Source organism: Stenotrophomonas sp. SXG-1 (genome assembly GCF_014083965.1).
GTDB classification, from domain to species: Bacteria; Pseudomonadota; Gammaproteobacteria; order Xanthomonadales; family Xanthomonadaceae; genus Stenotrophomonas; species Stenotrophomonas geniculata.
The window spans coordinates 3134597-3153486 of sequence record NZ_CP046588.1 but is presented as its reverse complement, the minus strand read 5'-3'; the positions used below and the strand labels follow the sequence as shown (position 1 = coordinate 3153486).

The following is an 18890-nucleotide window of genomic DNA, read 5'->3' as shown; positions in this document are numbered from 1 at the left end:
CCGCAACATCGAGGTAGCACATGCGTTATGCGCTTGGCGTCGAGTACGACGGCAGCGATTTCAGGGGCTGGCAGAACCTGGGCGAGGGTGGTCCCAGCGTGCAGGCCAGCCTCGAGCAGGCCCTGTCATCGGTGGCTGATGCGCCGCTGCAGGTGGTCTGCGCCGGCCGCACCGATGCCGGCGTGCACGGCCAGTGCCAGGTCGTGCATTTCGATACCGACGTGGTGCGCGATCCGCGCGCCTGGATGCTCGGCACCACCACCCGCCTGCCGCGCTCGATCGCAGTGCGCTGGTGCGTGCCGGTGGCCGATGATTTCCACGCCCGCTTTTCCGCACGTGCGCGCCGCTACCGCTATCGGCTGCTCAACCGCGAGGTGCGGCCGGCACTGGACCGGCAGACCCTGAGCTGGGAGCGCCGGGCGCTGGACGAGACCCTGATGCACGCCGCCGGCCAGGCCCTGCTTGGCGAGAACGACTTCAGCGCGTTCCGTTCGGTGCAGTGCCAGGCGCTGCATGCGCGGCGTGAACTGCAGTCGTTGCAGGTCAGCCGCCATGGCGAAGTGATCGAAGTCGCAGTACGTGGCAATGCATTTCTTCATCACATGGTCCGCAATATCGTCGGATCGTTGATCCTGGTGGGCAGCGGTGAAAAACCGGTGGAATGGATCGCCGAACTGCTGGCCGGGCGCGACCGCACCGTAGCTGGTCCCACCGCACCGCCGCAGGGCCTGGTGTTCCTTGGGCCCCTGTACCCCGACAACTGGCATCTGCCCGCCGAGGTCACGCTATGAGCCGTTCCTACTACCGTACGCGCATCAAGTTCTGTGGAATGACCCGTGCCGGCGACGTCCGCCTGGCCGGTGAGCTGGGCGTGGACGCAGTGGGTTTCATCTTTGCCCGCGAGAGCAGCCGCCGGGTCGCACCGGCTGAGGCCCGCGCGATGCGCCAGGCGATCGCACCGATGGTCGACGTGGTGGCGCTGTTCCGCAACAACAGCAAGGAAGAAGTGCGCGAGGTGCTGCGTACGGTACGTCCGACCCTGCTGCAGTTCCACGGCGAGGAAGACGAGAGCTTCTGCCGCAGCTTCAACATGCCGTACCTGAAGGCGATCGCCATGGGGGGCCGTGAAGAGGTCAACGCTCGCACCCTGCAGTTGCGCTACCCCAGCGCTGCCGGCTTCCTGTTCGACAGCCACGCCCCGGGAGGCGGTGGCGGCACCGGCGTGGCATTCGACTGGGGCCGCGTTCCGACCGGATTGCACCGGCCGTTCCTGCTGGCCGGGGGCCTGAACCCGGAAAACGTCTACGACGCCGTGCTGGCGACGCTGCCGTGGGGCGTGGACGTCTCCAGTGGCATCGAACTGGAACCGGGCATCAAGGACGGCTACAAGATGCGCACCTTCGTCGAGGAAGTGCGTCGCGCGGATTGCACCGTTCTGGAGTGATCTGCGCCACCTGAGTGTGATGGGAGTCACGCTTCCGGGCGATTCAGGTTCCAGCGCCAAAAAGTCGACACCCCCCGAACATCTGATCGGACACAATGCGCCCAGCCTTACCTGGCCGGGTGCGATGCCGTGTGCGTGTCGCTAGCCGCACCCTTGAGATACGACTTACCTTTCGAACGAGGACGCAATGGATATGCCCCATCTTTCTTCCCACCGTCTCCGCCTGGCCCGCCTGACGCTCGTGCCCGGCCTGCTGCTCGCCTTGGGCGCGTGTGCGGCCGGTGACTCATCCGCCCCGACAGCATCGGCACCGGCCGCTGCCACACCGGCGGCCGCACCTGCCGCAGTGCCGGCCACAGCTCCGGCTGCCGACGGCCTGGCTGCGCTGATCCAGGCCAGTGGCGTGAAATGCAGCAACGCCAGTACGGGCAGCGGCTGCACGGCCGGTGATGTGGACAGCGGTGATTTCTACGATGTTGAACTGTTGCCGGACTGTGGCGACCAGGGTTTCTTTGCCGGCGTAGCCGACGCCAAGGGCGTGGAGACGTTGAATGCGGTGCCATCCACCGGCAGCAAGGCCAGCGTGACCGCGAAGCTGTCGAAGGGGCAGCTGGTCTGCGTGCAGGGCATCGGGCGCACCGGACAGAATCCCCTGTTCTATTACGTCGTTGCGGTTCCCGCTGCGACGGTCGGCAAGTGCAAGGGCAACACGTTGTGTGACACCTATGGCGACAGGCCGATCACTGGCTTGGCCAGCACAGGGGGCGAGGCCTGCCATGCGGCGGCGCCGGGACGTTACGCCGGGAACTGCGCACAGGGCTGGGTCAGTGCGGACGTGCTCGACGTGTTTTCCAACGGAATGTAATCACCGCCAGGGGAGCGGTCCAATCAACTACTGGCAAAGGAACAGCTCATGTCGGATCCAAAAATCACCCGGCTGGTCAGCAGCGTAGGTACCACGCGCACGCTGGAAATGGACGATGGCAGTGTCATCGAACGATCAGGTGGCAGCGTCTCGTGGCGCAACAACAATCCTGGCAATCTCAAGTTTGAATTCGCCGGCAGCGCGGACAAGACGGTGACCAATCCGCGTACCCGCGAGCAGGCGCTGGAATCGGCGCAGGGGCGCTACAAGGGCGTGGTCGATCTCGACCAATGGGGCAACGCGGTCTTCGAAAGCTATGAAGCGGGCCGGGTGGCGAAGATCCAGCTGCTCGAACGCCGGTTCGGCGACAAGACCGTGGAGGAAATGCTGCCGAGCTACTCCACGAAGGATTACAGCGGCACCACCCACCACAAGGAGCAGGCGGCCACCATCTATGCCGAAGGCGATCGCCAGGGTGTCGATCTGCGCTCGAAGACCGTCGGCCAGATGAGCGTGCGCGAGCGTGAAGTGCTGGCCGACGGCATCCGCCGTTTCGAGGGCTGGCAGCCGGGTGAGGTTGCCACGCAGCAGCCACCCACGCGCGCACAGGCGGCCACGCCCGTGCAGACCCAGGCCCAAACGCAGGTACAGACGCCTTCGGCAGCTGCGCCCGCGGCGGGCCAGGCCGCGGCTGCAGTTGGCAGTGCCGCGCTCTACAACGAGGCCTATCAGCATTTCATGGCCTCGGGCCGCCAGTACGAATACGGGCGCCCCGACCATCCGCGTCCCGGTCGCGACAGCAGCCGGCTGGAGCGTGACCTCGATGGTGACGGACGCTTCGGCGTGGATTGCTCGGCATTCGTATGGCGTGGCCTGAAGAACGCAGGTTACGACGTGCGTGGCGAGAACGCCGCAGGGTTCACTACCTCGACGCTGTTCAATGGCGCGAACACGACCGCTTACGCACGCGAGCATTTCGATGTGACCTCGGCTGCCGAAGCACGCAAGCCGAACGGATCGCTGAAGCAGGGCGATATCCTGATGTTCTCCTCGTCGCAGGGCCAGCATGTCGGTATTTTCAAAGGCTACGACGCGCAGGGAAACATCCAGTTCATCGGCTCGCAGGGAAGCACCGGGCCGGCCGAAGTCACCATCCGGCCGGGCGGGTACTGGGATGGCGGAAGCACCCGCATCGTTGGTGCGCTGACACCGAAGCCGGAATTCCAGGTGCGCGCGCCGCTGCATGGCAATGGCGAACCTGCGCTGTCCCGGCCTGGCGCCACCGTGCAGCCGGCTGCATCACACCCGGCGGCCACCAGCGAGGTGATGAAGCAGGGGCAGCGTGGCACCGACGTGCAGGCGTTGCAGCAGACCCTCAATCAGCTCGGCGTGCGTGATGCGCAGGGCCATCGGTTGTCGGAGGATGGCCGTTTCGGTGACCACACCCGCGAAGCGGTGATCGCGTTCCAGAAGCAGCAGGGGCTGGCGGCCGATGGAATTGTCGGTCGCCAGACCACAGCCGCACTGGCGGCGGGCCGTGCGCAGGGCCATGAACCTGCAGCGGCTGCACCGAAGGGGCCGTCGCTGAACGATGCATCGCATCCGGACCACGCACTGCACAACGCCGTCCGCAGCAAGCTTCCCAGCGTGTTTTCCGAAGAGGCTGCGGCCAATATCACCCTGCATGCAAAGCAGAACGGTATCGACGCGGCCGACAAGCTGCAGAGCATCACGGTGCAGGATGGCAAGGCGTTCGTGATGGGCACGACGCCGGGCTTCCGCACCGCCGTCGATCTGGCCCAGGCGCCGCCGTCACTGGAGCAGACCAGTGCCAAGCTGCTGGCAGATCCGTCGCACCAGCAGCAGGTGCATGAGGAGCAACAGCGGGTCGCGATGGGCGGTCGCTGAGGCCTGCGTTGCGGGCTCCGGGAGGTGAATGCCGCCCGGGGCCTCGTCTCATCGCAGTTGCGCTGCAGCCCAGTCGGCCAGGGCGTCCACCCGTGCATCGGCCGGGCCATCCGGCCGCGCCAGCACCCAGAAGCCGCCGGTGGCGGCAAACCCCCACGGTGCGACCAGCCGGCCTGCTGCCAGATCTTCGGCCACCAGCGGCTCGGGCGCGATCGCCGGGCCCAGCCCGGCGACTGCTGCTTCCAGCAGGTAATAGAGATGTTCGAAAGCGGTGCCCAGCTGCAACTTTGATGGGTCCAGGCGATGTGCCTGCGCCCATGCCGGCCACGCCTGTGGCCGCGAGCTGGTGTGCAGCACTGTTTCCTGCAGCAGTGCCGAGGGCGGTGCCTGCCGCAGGCGCTGCGCCGCCGGATGTGACGGGGCCACCACCACGCCAACCCGCTCCGGTGCCAGCTCGCGGACCTGCCAGCCCCGTGGCCACGGACCCTGCGCCAGCAGCAGCACGGCGTCCAGCGCCGCCTGCGCTTCGGTGAAACTGCCATCCAGCGCCGACCACTGCAGGCGCACGCCGGGCAGGGCGGCCTGCAGCACGGGCAGGCGCGGAATCATCCAGCGCGCCAGTACGCTGCCGCTGCAGCCCAGTACCAGTGCTGGGGAGGCCGCTGGCCGGCGCAGCTCGCGCACGCAGTCCTCGATCCCGCCGAAGGCCTCGCTGCACGCCGCCTGCAGGCGGGTGCCAGCCGCTGTCAGGCGCAGCCCGCGGCCGGCACGCTGGAACAGTGCCAGGCCCAGATGATCCTCCAGCAGCTTCAGTTGCCGACTGACCGCACCGTGGGTGACGTGCAGGTCCTGTGCGGCGCGGCCCACGCCACCGAGGCGTGCGGTGGCCTCGAACGCGCGCAGTGCATTGAGCGGCGGAAGCAGGGAACGGTTCATGTGAGATTTCCTGACGGTATGCGCCAGATAATATCCATTTTCCGGTCACGACCCGTGCGCTAGAGTATCCACCTGTCTGAACCACCGGTCGTATCCATGTCTGCCTCCCCCATTGCCGACTACCACGCCTTCCCGGATGCCCAGGGCCACTTCGGCCGCTACGGCGGCAGCTTCGTTGCCGAAACCCTGGTCGGCCCGCTGCAGGAACTGGCCCAGGCCTATGACCAGGCCCGCCAGGACCCCGAATTCCAGGCGGCCTATGACCGCGACCTGGCGCATTATGTGGGCCGGCCGAGCCCGATCTATCACGCCCAGCGCCTGAGCGATCACGTCGGCGGCGCGCAGATCCTGCTCAAGCGCGAGGACCTGAACCACACCGGCGCGCACAAGATCAACAACACCATCGGCCAGGCGCTGCTGGCCGCGCGCATGGGCAAGAAGCGCATCATTGCCGAGACCGGTGCCGGCCAGCATGGCGTGGCCAGTGCCACGGTTGCCGCGCGCCTGGGCCTGGAATGCGTGGTGTACATGGGCGCCACCGACATCGAGCGGCAGAAGATCAACGTCTACCGCATGAAGCTGCTGGGCGCGACGGTGGTACCGGTCACTTCCGGCTCGGCCACCCTGAAGGACGCGCTCAACGAAGCGATGCGCGACTGGGTGACCAACGTGCAGGACACCTTCTACATCATCGGCACCGTGGCCGGCCCCGATCCGTACCCGCGCATGGTGCGTGACTTCAACGCCATCGTCGGCCGCGAAGCGCGTGAGCAGATGCTGGCCGAATACGGTCGCCTGCCCGATGCGATCACCGCCTGCGTGGGCGGTGGCAGCAATGCCATCGGCCTGTTCCATGCTTTCCTCAACGATCGCCAGGTCGATATCGTCGGCGCCGAAGCTGCCGGTGATGGCATCAGCACCGGTCGCCATGCCGCCTCCATCGCGGCGGGTCGCCCCGGCGTGCTGCACGGCAACCGCACCTATGTGCTGTGCGACGACGACGGCCAGATCATCGAGACCCACTCGGTGTCGGCCGGCCTGGACTACCCGGGCGTCGGCCCGGAGCACGCATTCCTGGCCGATACCGGTCGTGCACGGTACCTCGGCATCACTGACGAGGAAGCGCTGCAGGCTTTCCACCTGCTGGCGCACACCGAAGGCATCCTGCCGGCACTGGAATCCAGCCATGCGCTGGCGCAGGCGATCAAGCTGGCGCGTGAGCGTCCGCGTGACCAGATCGTGCTCTGCAATCTGTCCGGCCGTGGCGACAAGGACGTGCATACCATCGCCGCGCGCGAAGGGCTGGTGCTGTGAGCGCGCTGCTGCGGAACAGTGGCGTGCTGCTGCTGGCACTGGGGTTGGCCGCGTGCCAGCCGCCGGAGCCGCCGGTGCTGGCACCGGCCGCCAAGGCCACCACGCAGCCTGTGCAGCAGGCTGCCAACGATGATCTTGACCCGATGGCGCGTACGCCCATTGTCGATGCCCCCTCCGAAGAAGGGACGAGCGGCGATGACGCGCCTGCGGTGGCTTCGGTGGCACTGGACCATGCCGGTGACGTGCTGGTTGGCCAGCACATGACTGACCTGAAGGCGCTGGGTCCCTGGAAGGCGCAGGGCGCGAAGGAATTCTTCGAAGGCGACTGCGAGTACTACGACGGCAAGGGGCTGCCGCCGGGCGTGTCGATGATGACCGACGACGACCGCGTGGTCCGTTTTGATCTGAAGCCGGGCGATGAGCCGGAACTGCCGGTCGAACAGCCGGGGCCGTTCGGCCTGCGCATCGGCATGACCCGAGCCCAGGCCGTGGCCCAGTTCCCGAAACCGCCGGTGTCCAGCCCGCATGCCTACGACGGTGACCAGGGCGAGTACCTCACCTGGCAGGACCCGGGTTCGGACCTGGGCATCCGCCTGGAACTGTTTGAAGGGAAGGTCACCCGGATGTACTGGGGGACCAGCGATGCGATTGAACTGATTGAAGGATGTGCCTGAGATGCCTGTATCCCGACTCGATGCCTGTTTCCAGCGACTGCGCGAGCAGCAGCGCAAGGCGCTGATTCCCTTCATCACTGCCGGTGATCCCTCGCTGGAGGCCACCGTGCCGGTCATGCATGCACTGGTCGATGCCGGCGCCGATGTGATCGAACTGGGCGTGCCGTTCTCCGACCCGATGGCCGATGGCCCGACCATCCAGCGCAGCTCCGAACGTGCACTGGCACGCGGGGCGGGCAGCCGCTACGTGCTGCAGGCCGTGGCGCAGTTCCGAGAGCGTGACGCGCAGACGCCGGTAGTACTGATGGGCTACCTGAACCCGGTGGAGATCCACGGCTACGCCGCCTTCGCCAAGGCGGCCGTGGAGGCCGGTGTGGATGGAGTGCTGCTGGTCGACCTGCCGCCGGAAGAAGCCGGTGAAGCGCAGCAGGCTTTCGATGCGGCCGGCCTGGCGTTGGTGCTGCTGGCCTCGCCGACCACCAGCGAGGCACGTGCCGACAAGCTGCTGGCGCTGGCCCGTGGCTATCTCTATTACGTCAGCTTTGCCGGTGTCACCGGCGCGTCCGAGCGGCTGGACAGTGATGCTGCCAGCGCCCGCCTGCAGGCCCTGCGTGCGCGCGCTTCGGTACCGGTGGTGGCTGGCTTCGGCATCAAGGATGCGGCCAGTGCGGCGGCGATGGCGCGCCAGGCCGATGGCGTGGTGGTCGGCAGTGCACTGGTGGCGGTGCTGGCCGAAGCGGGCTCGGCTGAAGAGGCCGCGCAGCGCGCTGGAGCCTTCCTGGCCCCGCTGCGGCAGGCGCTGGATGCGTAACGGTGGTGCCGGCCGCTGGCCGGCATCCTCCTGACGGCTCGCATGCAAGGGCTGCCGGCCAGCGGCCGGCACGACCCAGCACCTAAACGTACGTCCCAGCATGGTTTTTTCAGGCTGCCCCGTGGCCGGCAAGGGGGTGCACGGGCGGGGAAAGCGGAGCTAGACTGTCCGCCTTTGCGGCCCTTGGGCCGCCCTGAACGGAAGTGTCCTCCCGCATGAGTTGGCTCAGCAAGTTGATGCCGTCCGGCATCCGCACCGACAACACCCCCAGCAAGAAGCGCAGTGTCCCCGAGGGCCTGTGGGAAAAGTGCAGCAACTGCGGCAGCGCGTTGTACCGTCCGGAACTGGAAGAGAATCTGGAGGTCTGCCCGAAGTGCGGCCACCACATGGCGATCCGCGCGCGCGCGCGCCTGGCCGCCCTGTTCGACGCCGACAGCACCACCGAGATCGGTGCGCGCCTGGGGCCGACCGACCTGCTCAAGTTCAAGGACCAGAAGAAGTACAGCGAGCGCATCAAGATCGCGCAGAAGAACACCGGCGAATATGACGCGCTGATCGCCATGCGCGGCCTGCTCAAGGGCCGTGCGCTGGTGGCCTCGTCGTTCGACTTCGCCTTCATGGGCGGCTCGATGGGCTCGGTGGTGGGGGAGCGTTTCGCGCTGGCCGCCGAAACCGCAGTCGAGATCGGTGCCCCGTATGTGTGCTTCTCGCAGAGTGGCGGCGCGCGCATGCAGGAAGGCCTGTTCTCGCTGATGCAGATGGCCAAGACCTCGGCCGCGCTGGGCAAGCTGCGTGAAGCTGGCCTGCCGTACATCTCGGTGCTGACCCACCCGACCACCGGTGGCGTATCGGCCTCGTTCGCAATGCTGGGCGACATCAACATCGCCGAACCGCAGGCGCTGATCGGCTTCGCCGGCCCACGCGTGATCGAGCAGACCGTGCGCGAGAAGCTGCCGGAAGGCTTCCAGCGTTCGGAGTTCCTGCTGGAGCACGGTGCCATCGACCAGATCTGTGACCGCCGCGAGATGCGTGACCGCCTGTCCGACCTGCTGGCGATGCTGGGCCGTCAGCCGGCGCCGGAGGTGGCTTGATGGGAGGCCGCAAGTACTTCGGTACTGATGGCATCCGTGGGCGGGTCGGCCAGGGCGTGATCTCGGCTGACTTCGTGTTGCGCCTGGGCAACGCCCTGGGCCGTGTCCTGGTCGCCCAGCGCGGCCAGGACGGGCGCAGGCCGATCGTGGTGATCGGCAAGGACACCCGCATTTCCGGTTACATGTTCGAAGCGGCTCTGGAAGCAGGCCTGGTGGCCGCCGGTGCCGACGTGCAGCTGCTCGGCCCGATGCCGACCCCGGCGGTGGCGTTCCTGACCCGCACGCTGGGTGTGGACGCCGGCATCGTCATCAGCGCCTCGCACAACCCGCATTACGACAACGGCATCAAGTTCTTCTCCGCCCAGGGCGAGAAACTCGACGACGCCACCGAACTGGCCCTGGAAGCGGCGCTGGACATTCCGTTCACCACCGCCGAATCGGAGAAGCTGGGCAAGGCGTCGCGCGCGCGCGAAGCGGTCGGCCGCTACATCGAGTTCTGCAAGGCCAGCGTGCCGCGCGTGTTCGACCTGCGTGGCGTGCGCCTGGTACTGGATTGCGCACACGGCGCCACCTACCAGATCGCACCGTTGCTGTTCCGCGAACTGGGTGCCGAAGTGATCGGCATCGGGGCCGAGCCCAATGGCGTCAACATCAACGCCGGCGTGGGCTCCACCCATATCGACAACCTGGCGGCCAAGGTCCGCGAGACCCGCGCCGATCTCGGCATCGCCTTCGATGGTGATGGCGACCGTGTGCTGATGGCCGACGACCAGGGCAACCCGGTCGACGGCGATGACCTGCTGTACATCCTGGCCCGCGCCTGGAAGGACGAAGGCCGCCTGCGCGGCCCGGTGGTCGGCACGCTGATGAGCAACTACGGTGTGGAGAAGGCCTTCGCCGATCTGCAGATCCCGTTCGTGCGCAGCAACGTCGGTGACCGCTACGTGCACCAGGCATTGGTCGAGGGCGGTGGTGTACTCGGTGGCGAAGCCTCGGGCCACTTGCTGTGCCTGGACCGGGCCACCACCGGCGATGGCATAGTCAGCGCCCTGCAGGTGCTGGTCGCGCTGCGCAACAGTGGGCAGACCCTGCGCCAGGCACTGAAGGGCCTGGTACGGGTGCCGCAGAAGACCGTCAACGTGCGCCTGGGCAATGTCTCGGCCAAGGCCACGGTGCAGTCTGAAAGCGTGCAGTCCGCGCTGGCTGTGGCGCAGCAGGCCGTAGCCGGCCGTGGCCGCGCGTTCCTGCGTCCGTCCGGTACCGAGCCGGTGGTGCGGGTCACCGTGGAGGCCGATGACGCCACGCTGATGCAGCAGACGCTGGACCGCTTGTCCGCTGCGGTGCGTGAAGCCGCCAGTTGAGGCGCGTGCCCGTCGGTACAGGAAAAACGCCCCGGAATTCCGGGGCGTTTTCTTTTTGCGGGCAGGGCTGTGTCGCGCCTACGGCCCCGGCACCATCTTTTTCTGGCGTGCCTTGAACCCATTGAACAGCGGCGCGATCAGCGGGTTGTAACTCAGGCGGATGCGCTTGCGCAGCCAGTTGGCCGGCCGGTTGCGGATCGCGAAACGATAGATGCGTTCCGGGTCGCCGCCGATCACGTTGCGGCCGAACGGATGGGTGGTGTGCAGGTAGCGGAAGCCCTGCTCGCGCGCCACTTCGATGTGATCCTGGTCGAAATCACCGTACGGCCAGCACAGCGTATCGGACACGTCGCCGAGCTTGTCCTGCAGGACTTCGCGCGAGATCGCCAGATCCCGGCTGAGGCCTGCGCGGCGCTGCGCACGGTCCAGATCGTCGCGGCGCAGCCAGCGGGTATGGGTATGGGTGTGGCAATGCACTTCGAAGGTGCCGGCGGCGATGGCCGCACGTGCTTCGCTCCAGCGCATCATCACATCGTCACTGCGGTCCTGCTCGTAGATCGCTGCTTCGCAGCCACGATGGTCCGGCGTCGGCGGCAGCGTCGCCCCGGCAATGCCCGCGTGCGGACGTTCCGGGCCTTCGCCCATCCAGCCGGTGACCACGAACACCACCGCATGCATGCCGTACTTCTGCAGGATCGGATGGGCATACACCCAGTTGTCGAGGTAGCCATCGTCGAAGGTGATGACGATCGACCTGCGCGGCACCGGCTTGCCGGCCAGGAAGCCTGCGTACTGGTCCAGCGTCAGTGAGGTCCAGCCATTGCCTGCCAGCCACGCGATCTGGCTTTCGAAGTTTTCCGGCGACACGGTGATCATGCCCGGCGAGGGGCTGACATGGTGGTGCATCAGCACCGGAACGGTTCGCGCATCAGCCATGTCCCAGCTCCTTCAGCCACTGGTGGTAGTAGTGTTCGGTGGCTTCACCGTGGCCGTCCGGCGTGAAGCGATGTGCGCCGTGCATCCAGTCCCAGCCAGCGCGCCCCATCTGCCGCCGCCGTTCCGGGTCGTCCACCAGCAGGCGCAATGCACCTGTCAGGGCGGCATTGTCACCCAAACGGGTGAGGATCGCATTGCTGCCATCGACCACCATCTCCGGCACGCCACCCACTCGCGTGGCCACGATCGGTACGCCCACGTAAGCCGCTTCCAGGAACACGGTGCCGGCTGCTTCCTTGTGCGAGGCCAGTGCGAAGATGTCGAAGCCGGCCATCAGCCGGCAGGCTCCATCGCGGTAGCCGAGCAGGTGCACCTGGCGCTGCAGCCCGTGCTCGGCGCACATCGCCTGCAGTCGTTCCGTCACGGCCTGGCCATCGCCGACGATCACCAGGTGCAGGTCCGGGTTGGCCTTGCACAACGGCACCATCGCCTGCAGCAGGTCGGCGTGGCCCTTGGGCTCGCGCAGCACCGCCACGCAGCCGACCACGATGTCCTGTTCACCGAAGCCGAGCTCGGCACGTACTTGCGTGCGCACCTCCTGCAGGCACTGCCAGGGATCGGCCTTGCGGATCTCGCTCCAGCGCGGCGGAACCGCGATCGGCGGCACGATGCCGATGCGCTCGGTCGGAATGCCGCGGTCGGCCAGCAGCTGCTTGACGAAGCTGCTGACGGTCAATACCCGGTGTGGAAGCCCGGTATAGGTCAGCAGCGAATTGACCGGGCTCATCAGATGGCGCGAGCGCACCACCAGCGGCGTGCCGCCCAGGCGTGCACCGGCGGCGGCGATCAGTGCATCGCGGCGGCTGGTGGTGTTGACCACGTCGTAATGTTCGCGGCGCACCAGTCGCGATACCCACCACACGCCACGCAGCAGGCGCGCCAGGCCTCCCATGCGCAGCGTATGCACGGTGAAGCCGTCGTCGCGTGCCAGTGTGGCCAGGCGCGCATCGGGCTGGCACAGCAACGACACCTCATGGCCACGCGCGCGCATCACCTGCATGTGCCGGAAGATGTAGATCTCCTGCCCGCCCATTCCCTTGGCGGCTTCGGTATGCAGGATGCGCAGCGGACGGTTCATGCAGGATCGGCCCTTGAAAATCAGCGGTTGCGGAAGCGGGTCAGCGCTTCCCATGCGGAGCGGATGGCGGCGGCGTCCGGAGCCTGCTGCGGCAGCGGGCGGTAGTGCCGGTCGAGCGCGGTGGCGTTGCCGAACTTGTCGAATACGTAGATGGCATCGCCATGGCGTACCGCGCGCTGCGACCAGCTCTCCACCACCAGCGCACGTTTGCCGGTGGTGGGTGCCGCCAGCAGGTCCTGGCCAGTACTGAAGTCGCTCAATGCGTTCTCGCAGCCCAGTGCGTGGCGCATCAACGTCGGCACCCAGTCCTCATGCGAACTGGTGCGCGCCTCATGGCCGCTGGCCTGGCCGGGCCAGTGCAGCACGAACGGCACCTGCAACTGGTAGTCGGAAAAATTGCCGTTGTGGCCCCAGTAGTTCAGCTTGAGGTCGTTGAACTCTTCGGCATGGTCACCGGTGACCAGCACGATGGTGTCGTCGGCCAGGCCTTGCGCGCGAAGGTCGTCCAGCAGCGAGCCGATCAGGCTGTCGGCGTAGTGCACGGCGGTGTGGTAGCGATTGAGCTCCGGCGTCGGGTCGTGGTCCGGTCCGAAGGACAGGAAGTCGATCTCCTTGGCCATCGGTGTGGCCACCGGCGGGTAGCCGGTGGGCAGGTGGTAGCCGGCGTGGGTGGAGTCGAGGAACACGAAGCCGAACCACGGGCGCTGCGCGGCCTGGCTGGTGCGGATGTCGGTCTGCAGTGCGGCGACGATGGCTGCGTCACGCTTGTCGGGCGTCAGGGCGGAGGGGCCCTGGTGCAGCTGGTCGCGCACGTCGGCGAAGGCCGTGCGATCGAACTCCGGACTGTACAGCGGTGCACTGCCGTACAGGTGCAGGTCGTAGCCCTGCTGGCCCAGCACCTGGAACAGCTGCGAGCCGCGCTGTTCGTCCAGCATGCTCTGCCAGTAGCCGCCGGGGAGGCCGTAGAGCAGGCCGAACAGGCCGTAGCGGGTGGCATTGCCGGTGCTGAAATGCTGGTCGTACACGCGCGCGGTCCGGGCCAGTGCCGTCGTGTTGGGCATCAGCTCGGGGGTCATGGCGTCCTGACGCAGCGACTCCAGCACCACCATCAGCACATTCGGCCGGTGTGGGTTCTGGCAGCGCAGGGGCTGCAGCGGATACAGCAGCTGCGCATGGCGCGGGTCGGGCAGGCCGGCCTGCTGTTCGCTGATGACCCCGAGCCTGCGCATGAAGCTCTTGGCGGTGATCGGCTGTGCCCAGGGCAGGTAGTTCCACTGGGCGATGACGTCGCGGTCGCCGCGGGCATCGTAGTAGGCCGTGGCGACCTGGCCGCCCGCCATCAGCAGTGCAACCACGGCCCAGGCCTGCAGGACCCGGCGGCGGCGCGGCGGGGCAGGCAGCAGCTTCCAGCAGGCCCAGGCCAACAAGCCTTCGGCAGCGAAGATGGCGGCTACCAGCAGTCCGGCCTGCAGCCAGGTTTTCCACGACAACGCGACCTGGTCCTGCAGCGCACCGCCGAACACCATGTTCACGACCATGGCATTGAGGTGGAACCGATACAGAGTGAAAACCTTCGCATCAACCAGCAACAGGCACAGCCACAGGCCCTGCAGCAGCACGGCGCTGATGCTCAGCGTGCGTGCGCTGCGCGGCCACAGGCCCAGCAGCAGAGGCAGCAGGCCGGCAAGGGCGCCGAAGGCCAGCAGGTGGCCGGGTAGGGCGACGGCCAGATAGGCCAGGCCCACGCTGCCACCTGGGTTGTCGGCCAACGGCACGTTGCCGAGCGTGATCGCCATGGCCAGCAATGCGTTGCCGGCCACGAACAGCGACCACCAGGCCAGTCGTCGCCAATGGCGTGCCGGGCCGGAGGGCAGGGAGGTGTCGGCAGAAGGAGCAGCAGGACGCATGAAGGACGGAGGGGGCAGGTGGAACAGGGCGGGAGTCCCGGTTGTGACGGAATCGTTAATCCGCGCGCGGGTTGCGCATTGTATCGGTTTGTTTCTTCGTATCGAGTGGCGTCCCCGGGGCGATCTGTCACAATGTTCAGGTGGGCCATGAATGCGCTGGCCCTCCCAGACCCAACGACAAGCCAGGAACCGCTGTGAGCCAGATCCCCACCCTCGACATCACCCGTTTCGACAGCGACCGCGAGGCCTTCGTGGCCGAGCTGGGCGCGGCCTACCGCCAATGGGGATTCGCGGGCATCCGCAACCACGGCATCCCGCAGGCCGACATCGACGCGGCCTACGATGCCTTCAAGGCCTTCTTCGCCCTGCCGGAGGAGGTCAAGCGCAAGTACCACGTGGCCGGCAGTGGCGGCGCCCGCGGCTATACCCCGTTCGGGGTGGAAACCGCCAAGGGTTCCAAGCACTTCGACCTGAAGGAGTTCTGGCACATCGGTCGTGAGATCGCCGACGACTCCAAGTACCGTGACGTGATGGCGCCGAACCTGTGGCCGACCGAGGTCGAGGGCTTCCGTGAGCGCGGTTACGGCCTGTACCAGGCGCTGGACAACCTGGGTTCGCGCGTGCTGTCGGCGCTGGCCCTGCACATCGGCCTGCCGGAAGACTTCTTCGCCGACAAGACCAACTTCGGCAATTCGATCCTGCGCCCGATCCACTACCCGCCGATCACCACCGACGACATCCCGAACGTGCGTGCCGGTGCCCATGGCGACATCAACTTCATCACCCTGCTGGTCGGTGCCAGCGCCGCGGGCCTGGAAGTGCAGTCGCATGAGGGCGAGTGGGTGCCGTTCACCTCGGACGCGGACACCATCGTGGTCAACATCGGCGACATGCTGCAGCGCCTGACCAACCACGTGTATCCGTCCACGATCCACCGCGTGGTCAATCCCCCGGGTGAGCTGGCGCGCCAGCCGCGTTACTCGGTGCCGTTCTTCCTGCACCCGAACCCCGACTACCTGATCGACGTGCTGCCGTCCTGCATCACCCCGGAGAACCCGAGCCGGTACCCGGAGGCGATCACCGCCCACGGCTTCCTCGAGGAACGCCTGCGCGAGATCAAGCTGAAGTAAAGAGAAGTGAGGCCGCCGAAAGGCGGCCTGTTTCTTTGCAGGGTTGCACCCTGCACCCGCAGAGGCCAAAGCCAAAGCCAAAGCCAAAGCGGCTCTGGGGTGTTCCGTGGGGAGGCGGGGAGGTGTCGGATGGCGGGGACGCCGTGGACCCATCCCTGGGGGCTTGGCCGCGGCATCCATGCCGCGGACACCCCGCCATCCGACACCTCCCCGCCTTCGACAGTTTCCCGGTGACGGTGGGTAAATCGCGATTCCCGGTGGGTGTCGACCTTGGTCGACGCGGTAGATCCACGCCTTGCGTGGATGAGATCTGTCGGATCGAAGTGGGGTAGGGGCTGGTCCAACCCGGCAGCCACCCGCAATGCCGCTTTTGCATTTGCTCTTCTTTTTTCTTTCCGTGGCGGGCGGAACCGCTGGAATGTGTCAGAGGCCGGGCGGGTGGGGATGGCGGGGGTGTCCGCGGCATGGATGCCGCGGCCAAGCCCCCAGGGACGGGTTGTGGTGGTCTAATCAACTTGGACACTCGATAGGATCAATTTCAAGCATCGAGGTAGACCCATGGCAAAGCAGATCACTCAGGGCATGAGGGACGAGGCGGTTCGCCTTGTGGTTGTGGAGGGGCAGACAGTCAGGGACGTCTGCCAGCTGATGGATGTCGGCCCGACGGCGCTGAGGCGCTGGATCGAGCAATGGCGTCGAAAACATGACCCGCAGGCCGAGGCACCGCCCGTAGATGCCCAGGTCAGAATCGCCGAGCTGGAGGCCCAGAATCGCAGGCTCAAGGAGGAGCGCGACCTACTAAAAAAATCCATCGCCTTCTTCATTCGGGACAGCGATCACCGGAACAGGTGATCCAGGAATTGGGGAAGGTCGCTCCGATCCGGTTGGTGTGTCAGTTGATGGACTATCCCCGTAGCAGCTACTACGCCTGGCTGCACCGGGAGCCCCGGATTGACCGGGAACTGCTGGCCCAGGTTGATCTGGTTCGTCGCATTCATCAGTCCCACCGGGGGAGCTGTGGCTCTCGCAAGATGGCCAGGGAGCTGACCAATCGCGGCCTGCCAGTGGGTCGCTACCGCGCCCGGACGCTGATGCGCCGGGCCGGCGTCAGGGCGCGGCAGCACCGGCGGCACAAGTACCACAGTCTGGGGCCGCAGGCACTGACCGCGCCCAACGTGTTGGAACGCCAATTCAACCCGGAGGCACCCGACCAAGTCTGGGCAGGGGATATCACCTACATCCCGACCCAGCAAGGCTGGCTCTATCTGGCCATCGTGGTGGATCTGTTTGCCCGACGGATCGTGGGCTGGGCCCACTCTCACGAAGGGGATGCCTGGCTGGCCGTCAGAGCCCTGCGTGGGGCTCTGAAACAGCGTCGTCCCAACGGGCGACTACTTTTCCACTCGGATCAAGGTCGGCAGTACACCAGCCATGCCATGGCCGAAATTCTGCGTGACAACGGCATCACCCAAAGCATGAGCAGGAAGGGCAACTGCTGGGACAACGCGGTGGTGGAACGGGTTTTCGCCACCCTCAAAGGGGAGTGGCTTTACTCCAAATACCCCACTCGACAGGAGGCTGCAGCAGACATCGAGCAATTCGTGGACTGGTACAACCACCGTCGGCCGCACAGTGCCAACGGCCTTGTGCCACCTGCGCTTTGTGAAGAGCAGGTGGCCTGAACTCCCTTTGGGAGTGTCCAAAAATACTTGACCACCACAGGTTTACGGCGTCCCCCGCCATCCCCACCCGCCCGGCCAAGCCCGCCAATCCAACCGGGCTCTCCGCGACCAACCCAACCCAACCCCCGCCACGAGGGGCCGCGCCGTTGGCTGAAAATCCATGTAACCGCTTACACGGAAACGGATTTTTGCCGTAACGGGTATCATGACCGGCTGACTTCACACAGGAGCCACCGCTCATGCGCCGCAAGATCGTCGCCGGAAACTGGAAGCTGCATGGCAGCCGTCAATTCGCCAATGAACTGCTGGGGCAGGTGGCCGCCGGGCTGCCGCTGGAGGGGGTGGACGTGGTGATCCTGCCGCCGCTGCCCTACCTGGGGGAGCTGGTCGAGGACTTCGGCGAGGCCGGCCTGGCCTTTGGCGCACAGGACGTGAGCAGCAACGAGAAGGGCGCCTACACCGGCGAAGTCTGCGCGGCCATGCTGGTCGAGGTCGGGGCCCGCTATGGCCTGGTCGGCCATTCCGAGCGTCGCCAGTACCACCATGAAAGCAGCGAGCTGGTCGCACGCAAGTTCGCCGCCGCCCAGCACGCCGGCCTGGTGCCGGTGCTGTGCGTGGGCGAGACCCTGGAGCAGCGCGAGGCCGGGCAGACTGAAGCGGTCATCGCCAGCCAGCTGGCGCCGGTGCTGGAGCTGGTCGGCGCGGCCGGTTTCGCCAAGGCCGTGGTCGCCTACGAGCCGGTCTGGGCCATCGGTACCGGCCGTACCGCCACCAAGGAGCAGGCGCAGCAGGTGCACGCGTTCATCCGTGGCGAAGTCGCGCGCATCGATGCTAGAATCGCTGATTCACTGCCCATTGTTTACGGCGGTAGCGTGAAGCCCGACAATGCCGGGGAACTGTTCGCGCAGCCGGATGTCGATGGTGGGCTGGTCGGCGGCGCCTCCCTGGTGGCCGCGGACTTCCTGGCCATCGCAAGGGCGGCGGCCGCGAACTAATCCTAGAAGTTTTGTCCGAGGGCGGTTTCCAATGCTGATGTTGATCCTCAATGTCGTCTACGTGCTGGTCGCTGTGGCCATGATCGCGCTGATCCTGATGCAGCGTGGTTCGGGTGCGGCGGCGGGTTCGGGCTTTGGTGCCGGTGCCTCGGGTACGGTGTTCGGTGCGCGTGGCGCCTCGAACTTCCTGTCCAAATCGACCAAGTGGCTGGCTGTCGTGTTCTTCGGCATCAGCCTCTTCATGGCCTGGTATGCCGGTCATGGCAGCCGCCCGGCGGCCGACCAGGATCTGGGCCTGATGTCCGCTCCGGCGGCCGTCGCTCCGGCGGCTCCGGCGGGCGAGCTGCCGGCCGTTCCGAAGGCCGATGCGGTCCCGGCCGCCCCGGTTCCGGCCGCGAATGTGCCGGCTCAGGCGGAATCTTCGGTTTCTGGTGAAGAAAAGCCTTCGGAAGGCTCCCAGAAAGACTGAAGCCGGTTACAATACGCGGCGCATCGGGAAGATAGTCTGATGTGATCGTTTGCCCAGGTGGCGGAATTGGTAGACGCACTACCTTGAGGTGGTAGCGACGCAAGTCGTAGGGGTTCGAGTCCCCTCTTGGGCACCATTTGTAAGTAAAGCGGGTTCGTCTGGCGCGCAAGGCGCCAGGCAGATTCCCGTCCACTCCCCCCATGCCAAAGCGCCTGCAGGCGCGGCGGCA

General features: G+C 66.5%; 18 protein-coding genes and 1 tRNA gene. 15 read left to right on the top strand and 4 right to left on the bottom strand.

The features are described 5' to 3' along the window. The first annotated feature begins 20 nt into the window (after positions 1-20). From truA to GOC52_RS14535, 4 genes are all read left to right on the top strand, one after another. Entirely contained in the window at positions 21-791 is a 771-nt protein-coding gene (gene truA / locus GOC52_RS14550) for a tRNA pseudouridine(38-40) synthase TruA (protein WP_049398724.1), read from the top strand. After that, positions 788-1444 carry a phosphoribosylanthranilate isomerase gene (locus GOC52_RS14545; protein ID WP_019660598.1) on the top strand — a complete coding sequence of 219 codons (657 nt, stop codon included), beginning with the start codon at positions 788-790 and terminating at the stop codon, positions 1442-1444. The genes truA and GOC52_RS14545 overlap by 4 nt, the downstream gene beginning before the upstream one ends. 187 nt (positions 1445-1631) lie before the next feature. Beyond that, on the top strand, positions 1632-2309 hold the full coding sequence (locus GOC52_RS14540) for a hypothetical protein (protein ID WP_100049987.1): 678 nt from the start codon (positions 1632-1634) through the stop codon (positions 2307-2309). A gap of 48 nt (positions 2310-2357) precedes the next feature. Beyond that, positions 2358-4217 (top strand): C40 family peptidase, encoded by a 1860-nt coding sequence (locus GOC52_RS14535; protein ID WP_191849745.1) that lies wholly within the window; start codon positions 2358-2360, stop codon positions 4215-4217. Between the two features lie 48 nt (positions 4218-4265). Here the strand turns inward: GOC52_RS14535 and GOC52_RS14530 are convergent, their stop codons facing one another. Next, on the bottom strand, positions 4266-5153 hold the full coding sequence (locus GOC52_RS14530) for a LysR family transcriptional regulator (RefSeq protein ID WP_053443341.1): 888 nt from the start codon (positions 5151-5153) through the stop codon (positions 4266-4268). Between the two features lie 96 nt (positions 5154-5249). Between GOC52_RS14530 and trpB the strand changes: the two genes are divergently transcribed. The 5 genes from trpB to glmM all read left to right on the top strand — a co-directional run bounded on the left by trpB (position 5250) and on the right by glmM (position 10404). Next, positions 5250-6467: a tryptophan synthase subunit beta gene (trpB, locus tag GOC52_RS14525; protein WP_010483065.1), complete on the top strand. Its 1218-nt coding sequence runs from the start codon at positions 5250-5252 to the stop codon at positions 6465-6467. Then, complete coding sequence (locus tag GOC52_RS14520; protein ID WP_043400989.1) at positions 6464-7141, top strand: hypothetical protein; 678 nt, start codon at positions 6464-6466, stop codon at positions 7139-7141. Before trpB ends, GOC52_RS14520 begins: the two co-directional genes overlap by 4 nt. A 1-nt stretch (position 7142) precedes the next feature. Then, positions 7143-7952, top strand: coding sequence for a tryptophan synthase subunit alpha (trpA, locus tag GOC52_RS14515; protein WP_010483070.1), 810 nt, complete (start codon positions 7143-7145; stop codon positions 7950-7952). Between the two features lie 215 nt (positions 7953-8167). Beyond that, positions 8168-9043, top strand: coding sequence for an acetyl-CoA carboxylase, carboxyltransferase subunit beta (gene accD / locus GOC52_RS14510; RefSeq protein WP_005410473.1), 876 nt, complete (start codon positions 8168-8170; stop codon positions 9041-9043). Then, entirely contained in the window at positions 9043-10404 is a 1362-nt protein-coding gene (gene glmM / locus GOC52_RS14505) for a phosphoglucosamine mutase (RefSeq protein WP_191849735.1), read from the top strand. Before accD ends, glmM begins: the two co-directional genes overlap by 1 nt. A gap of 78 nt (positions 10405-10482) precedes the next feature. Here the strand turns inward: glmM and GOC52_RS14500 are convergent, their stop codons facing one another. From GOC52_RS14500 to GOC52_RS14490, 3 genes are read right to left on the bottom strand one after another with little or no spacing between them, the layout of a single operon-like run. Next, complete coding sequence (locus GOC52_RS14500; protein WP_010483075.1) at positions 10483-11340, bottom strand: polysaccharide deacetylase family protein; 858 nt, start codon at positions 11338-11340, stop codon at positions 10483-10485. Continuing rightward, on the bottom strand, positions 11333-12478 hold the full coding sequence (locus GOC52_RS14495; protein WP_109814866.1) for a glycosyltransferase family 4 protein: 1146 nt from the start codon (positions 12476-12478) through the stop codon (positions 11333-11335). Before GOC52_RS14495 ends, GOC52_RS14500 begins: the two co-directional genes overlap by 8 nt. A 20-nt stretch (positions 12479-12498) precedes the next feature. Beyond that, a complete protein-coding gene (locus tag GOC52_RS14490; RefSeq protein WP_191849734.1) occupies positions 12499-14385 on the bottom strand; it encodes a DUF3413 domain-containing protein in 1887 nt (628 codons plus the stop codon). A 194-nt stretch (positions 14386-14579) separates the two neighbouring features. Between GOC52_RS14490 and GOC52_RS14485 the strand changes: the two genes are divergently transcribed. The 6 genes from GOC52_RS14485 (at position 14580) to GOC52_RS14465 (ending at position 18797) form a co-directional block, all read left to right on the top strand. Further along, positions 14580-15515 (top strand): isopenicillin N synthase family dioxygenase, encoded by a 936-nt coding sequence (locus GOC52_RS14485; RefSeq protein ID WP_032128257.1) that lies wholly within the window; start codon positions 14580-14582, stop codon positions 15513-15515. A gap of 558 nt (positions 15516-16073) precedes the next feature. Further along, complete coding sequence (locus tag GOC52_RS20930; RefSeq protein ID WP_019338990.1) at positions 16074-16367, top strand: transposase; 294 nt, start codon at positions 16074-16076, stop codon at positions 16365-16367. Beyond that, positions 16364-17197 carry an IS3 family transposase gene (locus GOC52_RS14480; protein ID WP_043397638.1) on the top strand — a complete coding sequence of 278 codons (834 nt, stop codon included), beginning with the start codon at positions 16364-16366 and terminating at the stop codon, positions 17195-17197. The genes GOC52_RS20930 and GOC52_RS14480 overlap by 4 nt, the downstream gene beginning before the upstream one ends. Before the next feature lie 239 nt (positions 17198-17436). Continuing rightward, positions 17437-18192 carry a triose-phosphate isomerase gene (gene tpiA, locus GOC52_RS14475; protein WP_010486422.1) on the top strand — a complete coding sequence of 252 codons (756 nt, stop codon included), beginning with the start codon at positions 17437-17439 and terminating at the stop codon, positions 18190-18192. A 31-nt stretch (positions 18193-18223) separates the two neighbouring features. Continuing rightward, positions 18224-18661: a preprotein translocase subunit SecG gene (secG, locus tag GOC52_RS14470; protein ID WP_010486424.1), complete on the top strand. Its 438-nt coding sequence runs from the start codon at positions 18224-18226 to the stop codon at positions 18659-18661. A 51-nt stretch (positions 18662-18712) separates the two neighbouring features. Beyond that, positions 18713-18797 (top strand) — tRNA-Leu (locus GOC52_RS14465). The last annotated feature ends 93 nt before the right edge of the window (positions 18798-18890 follow it).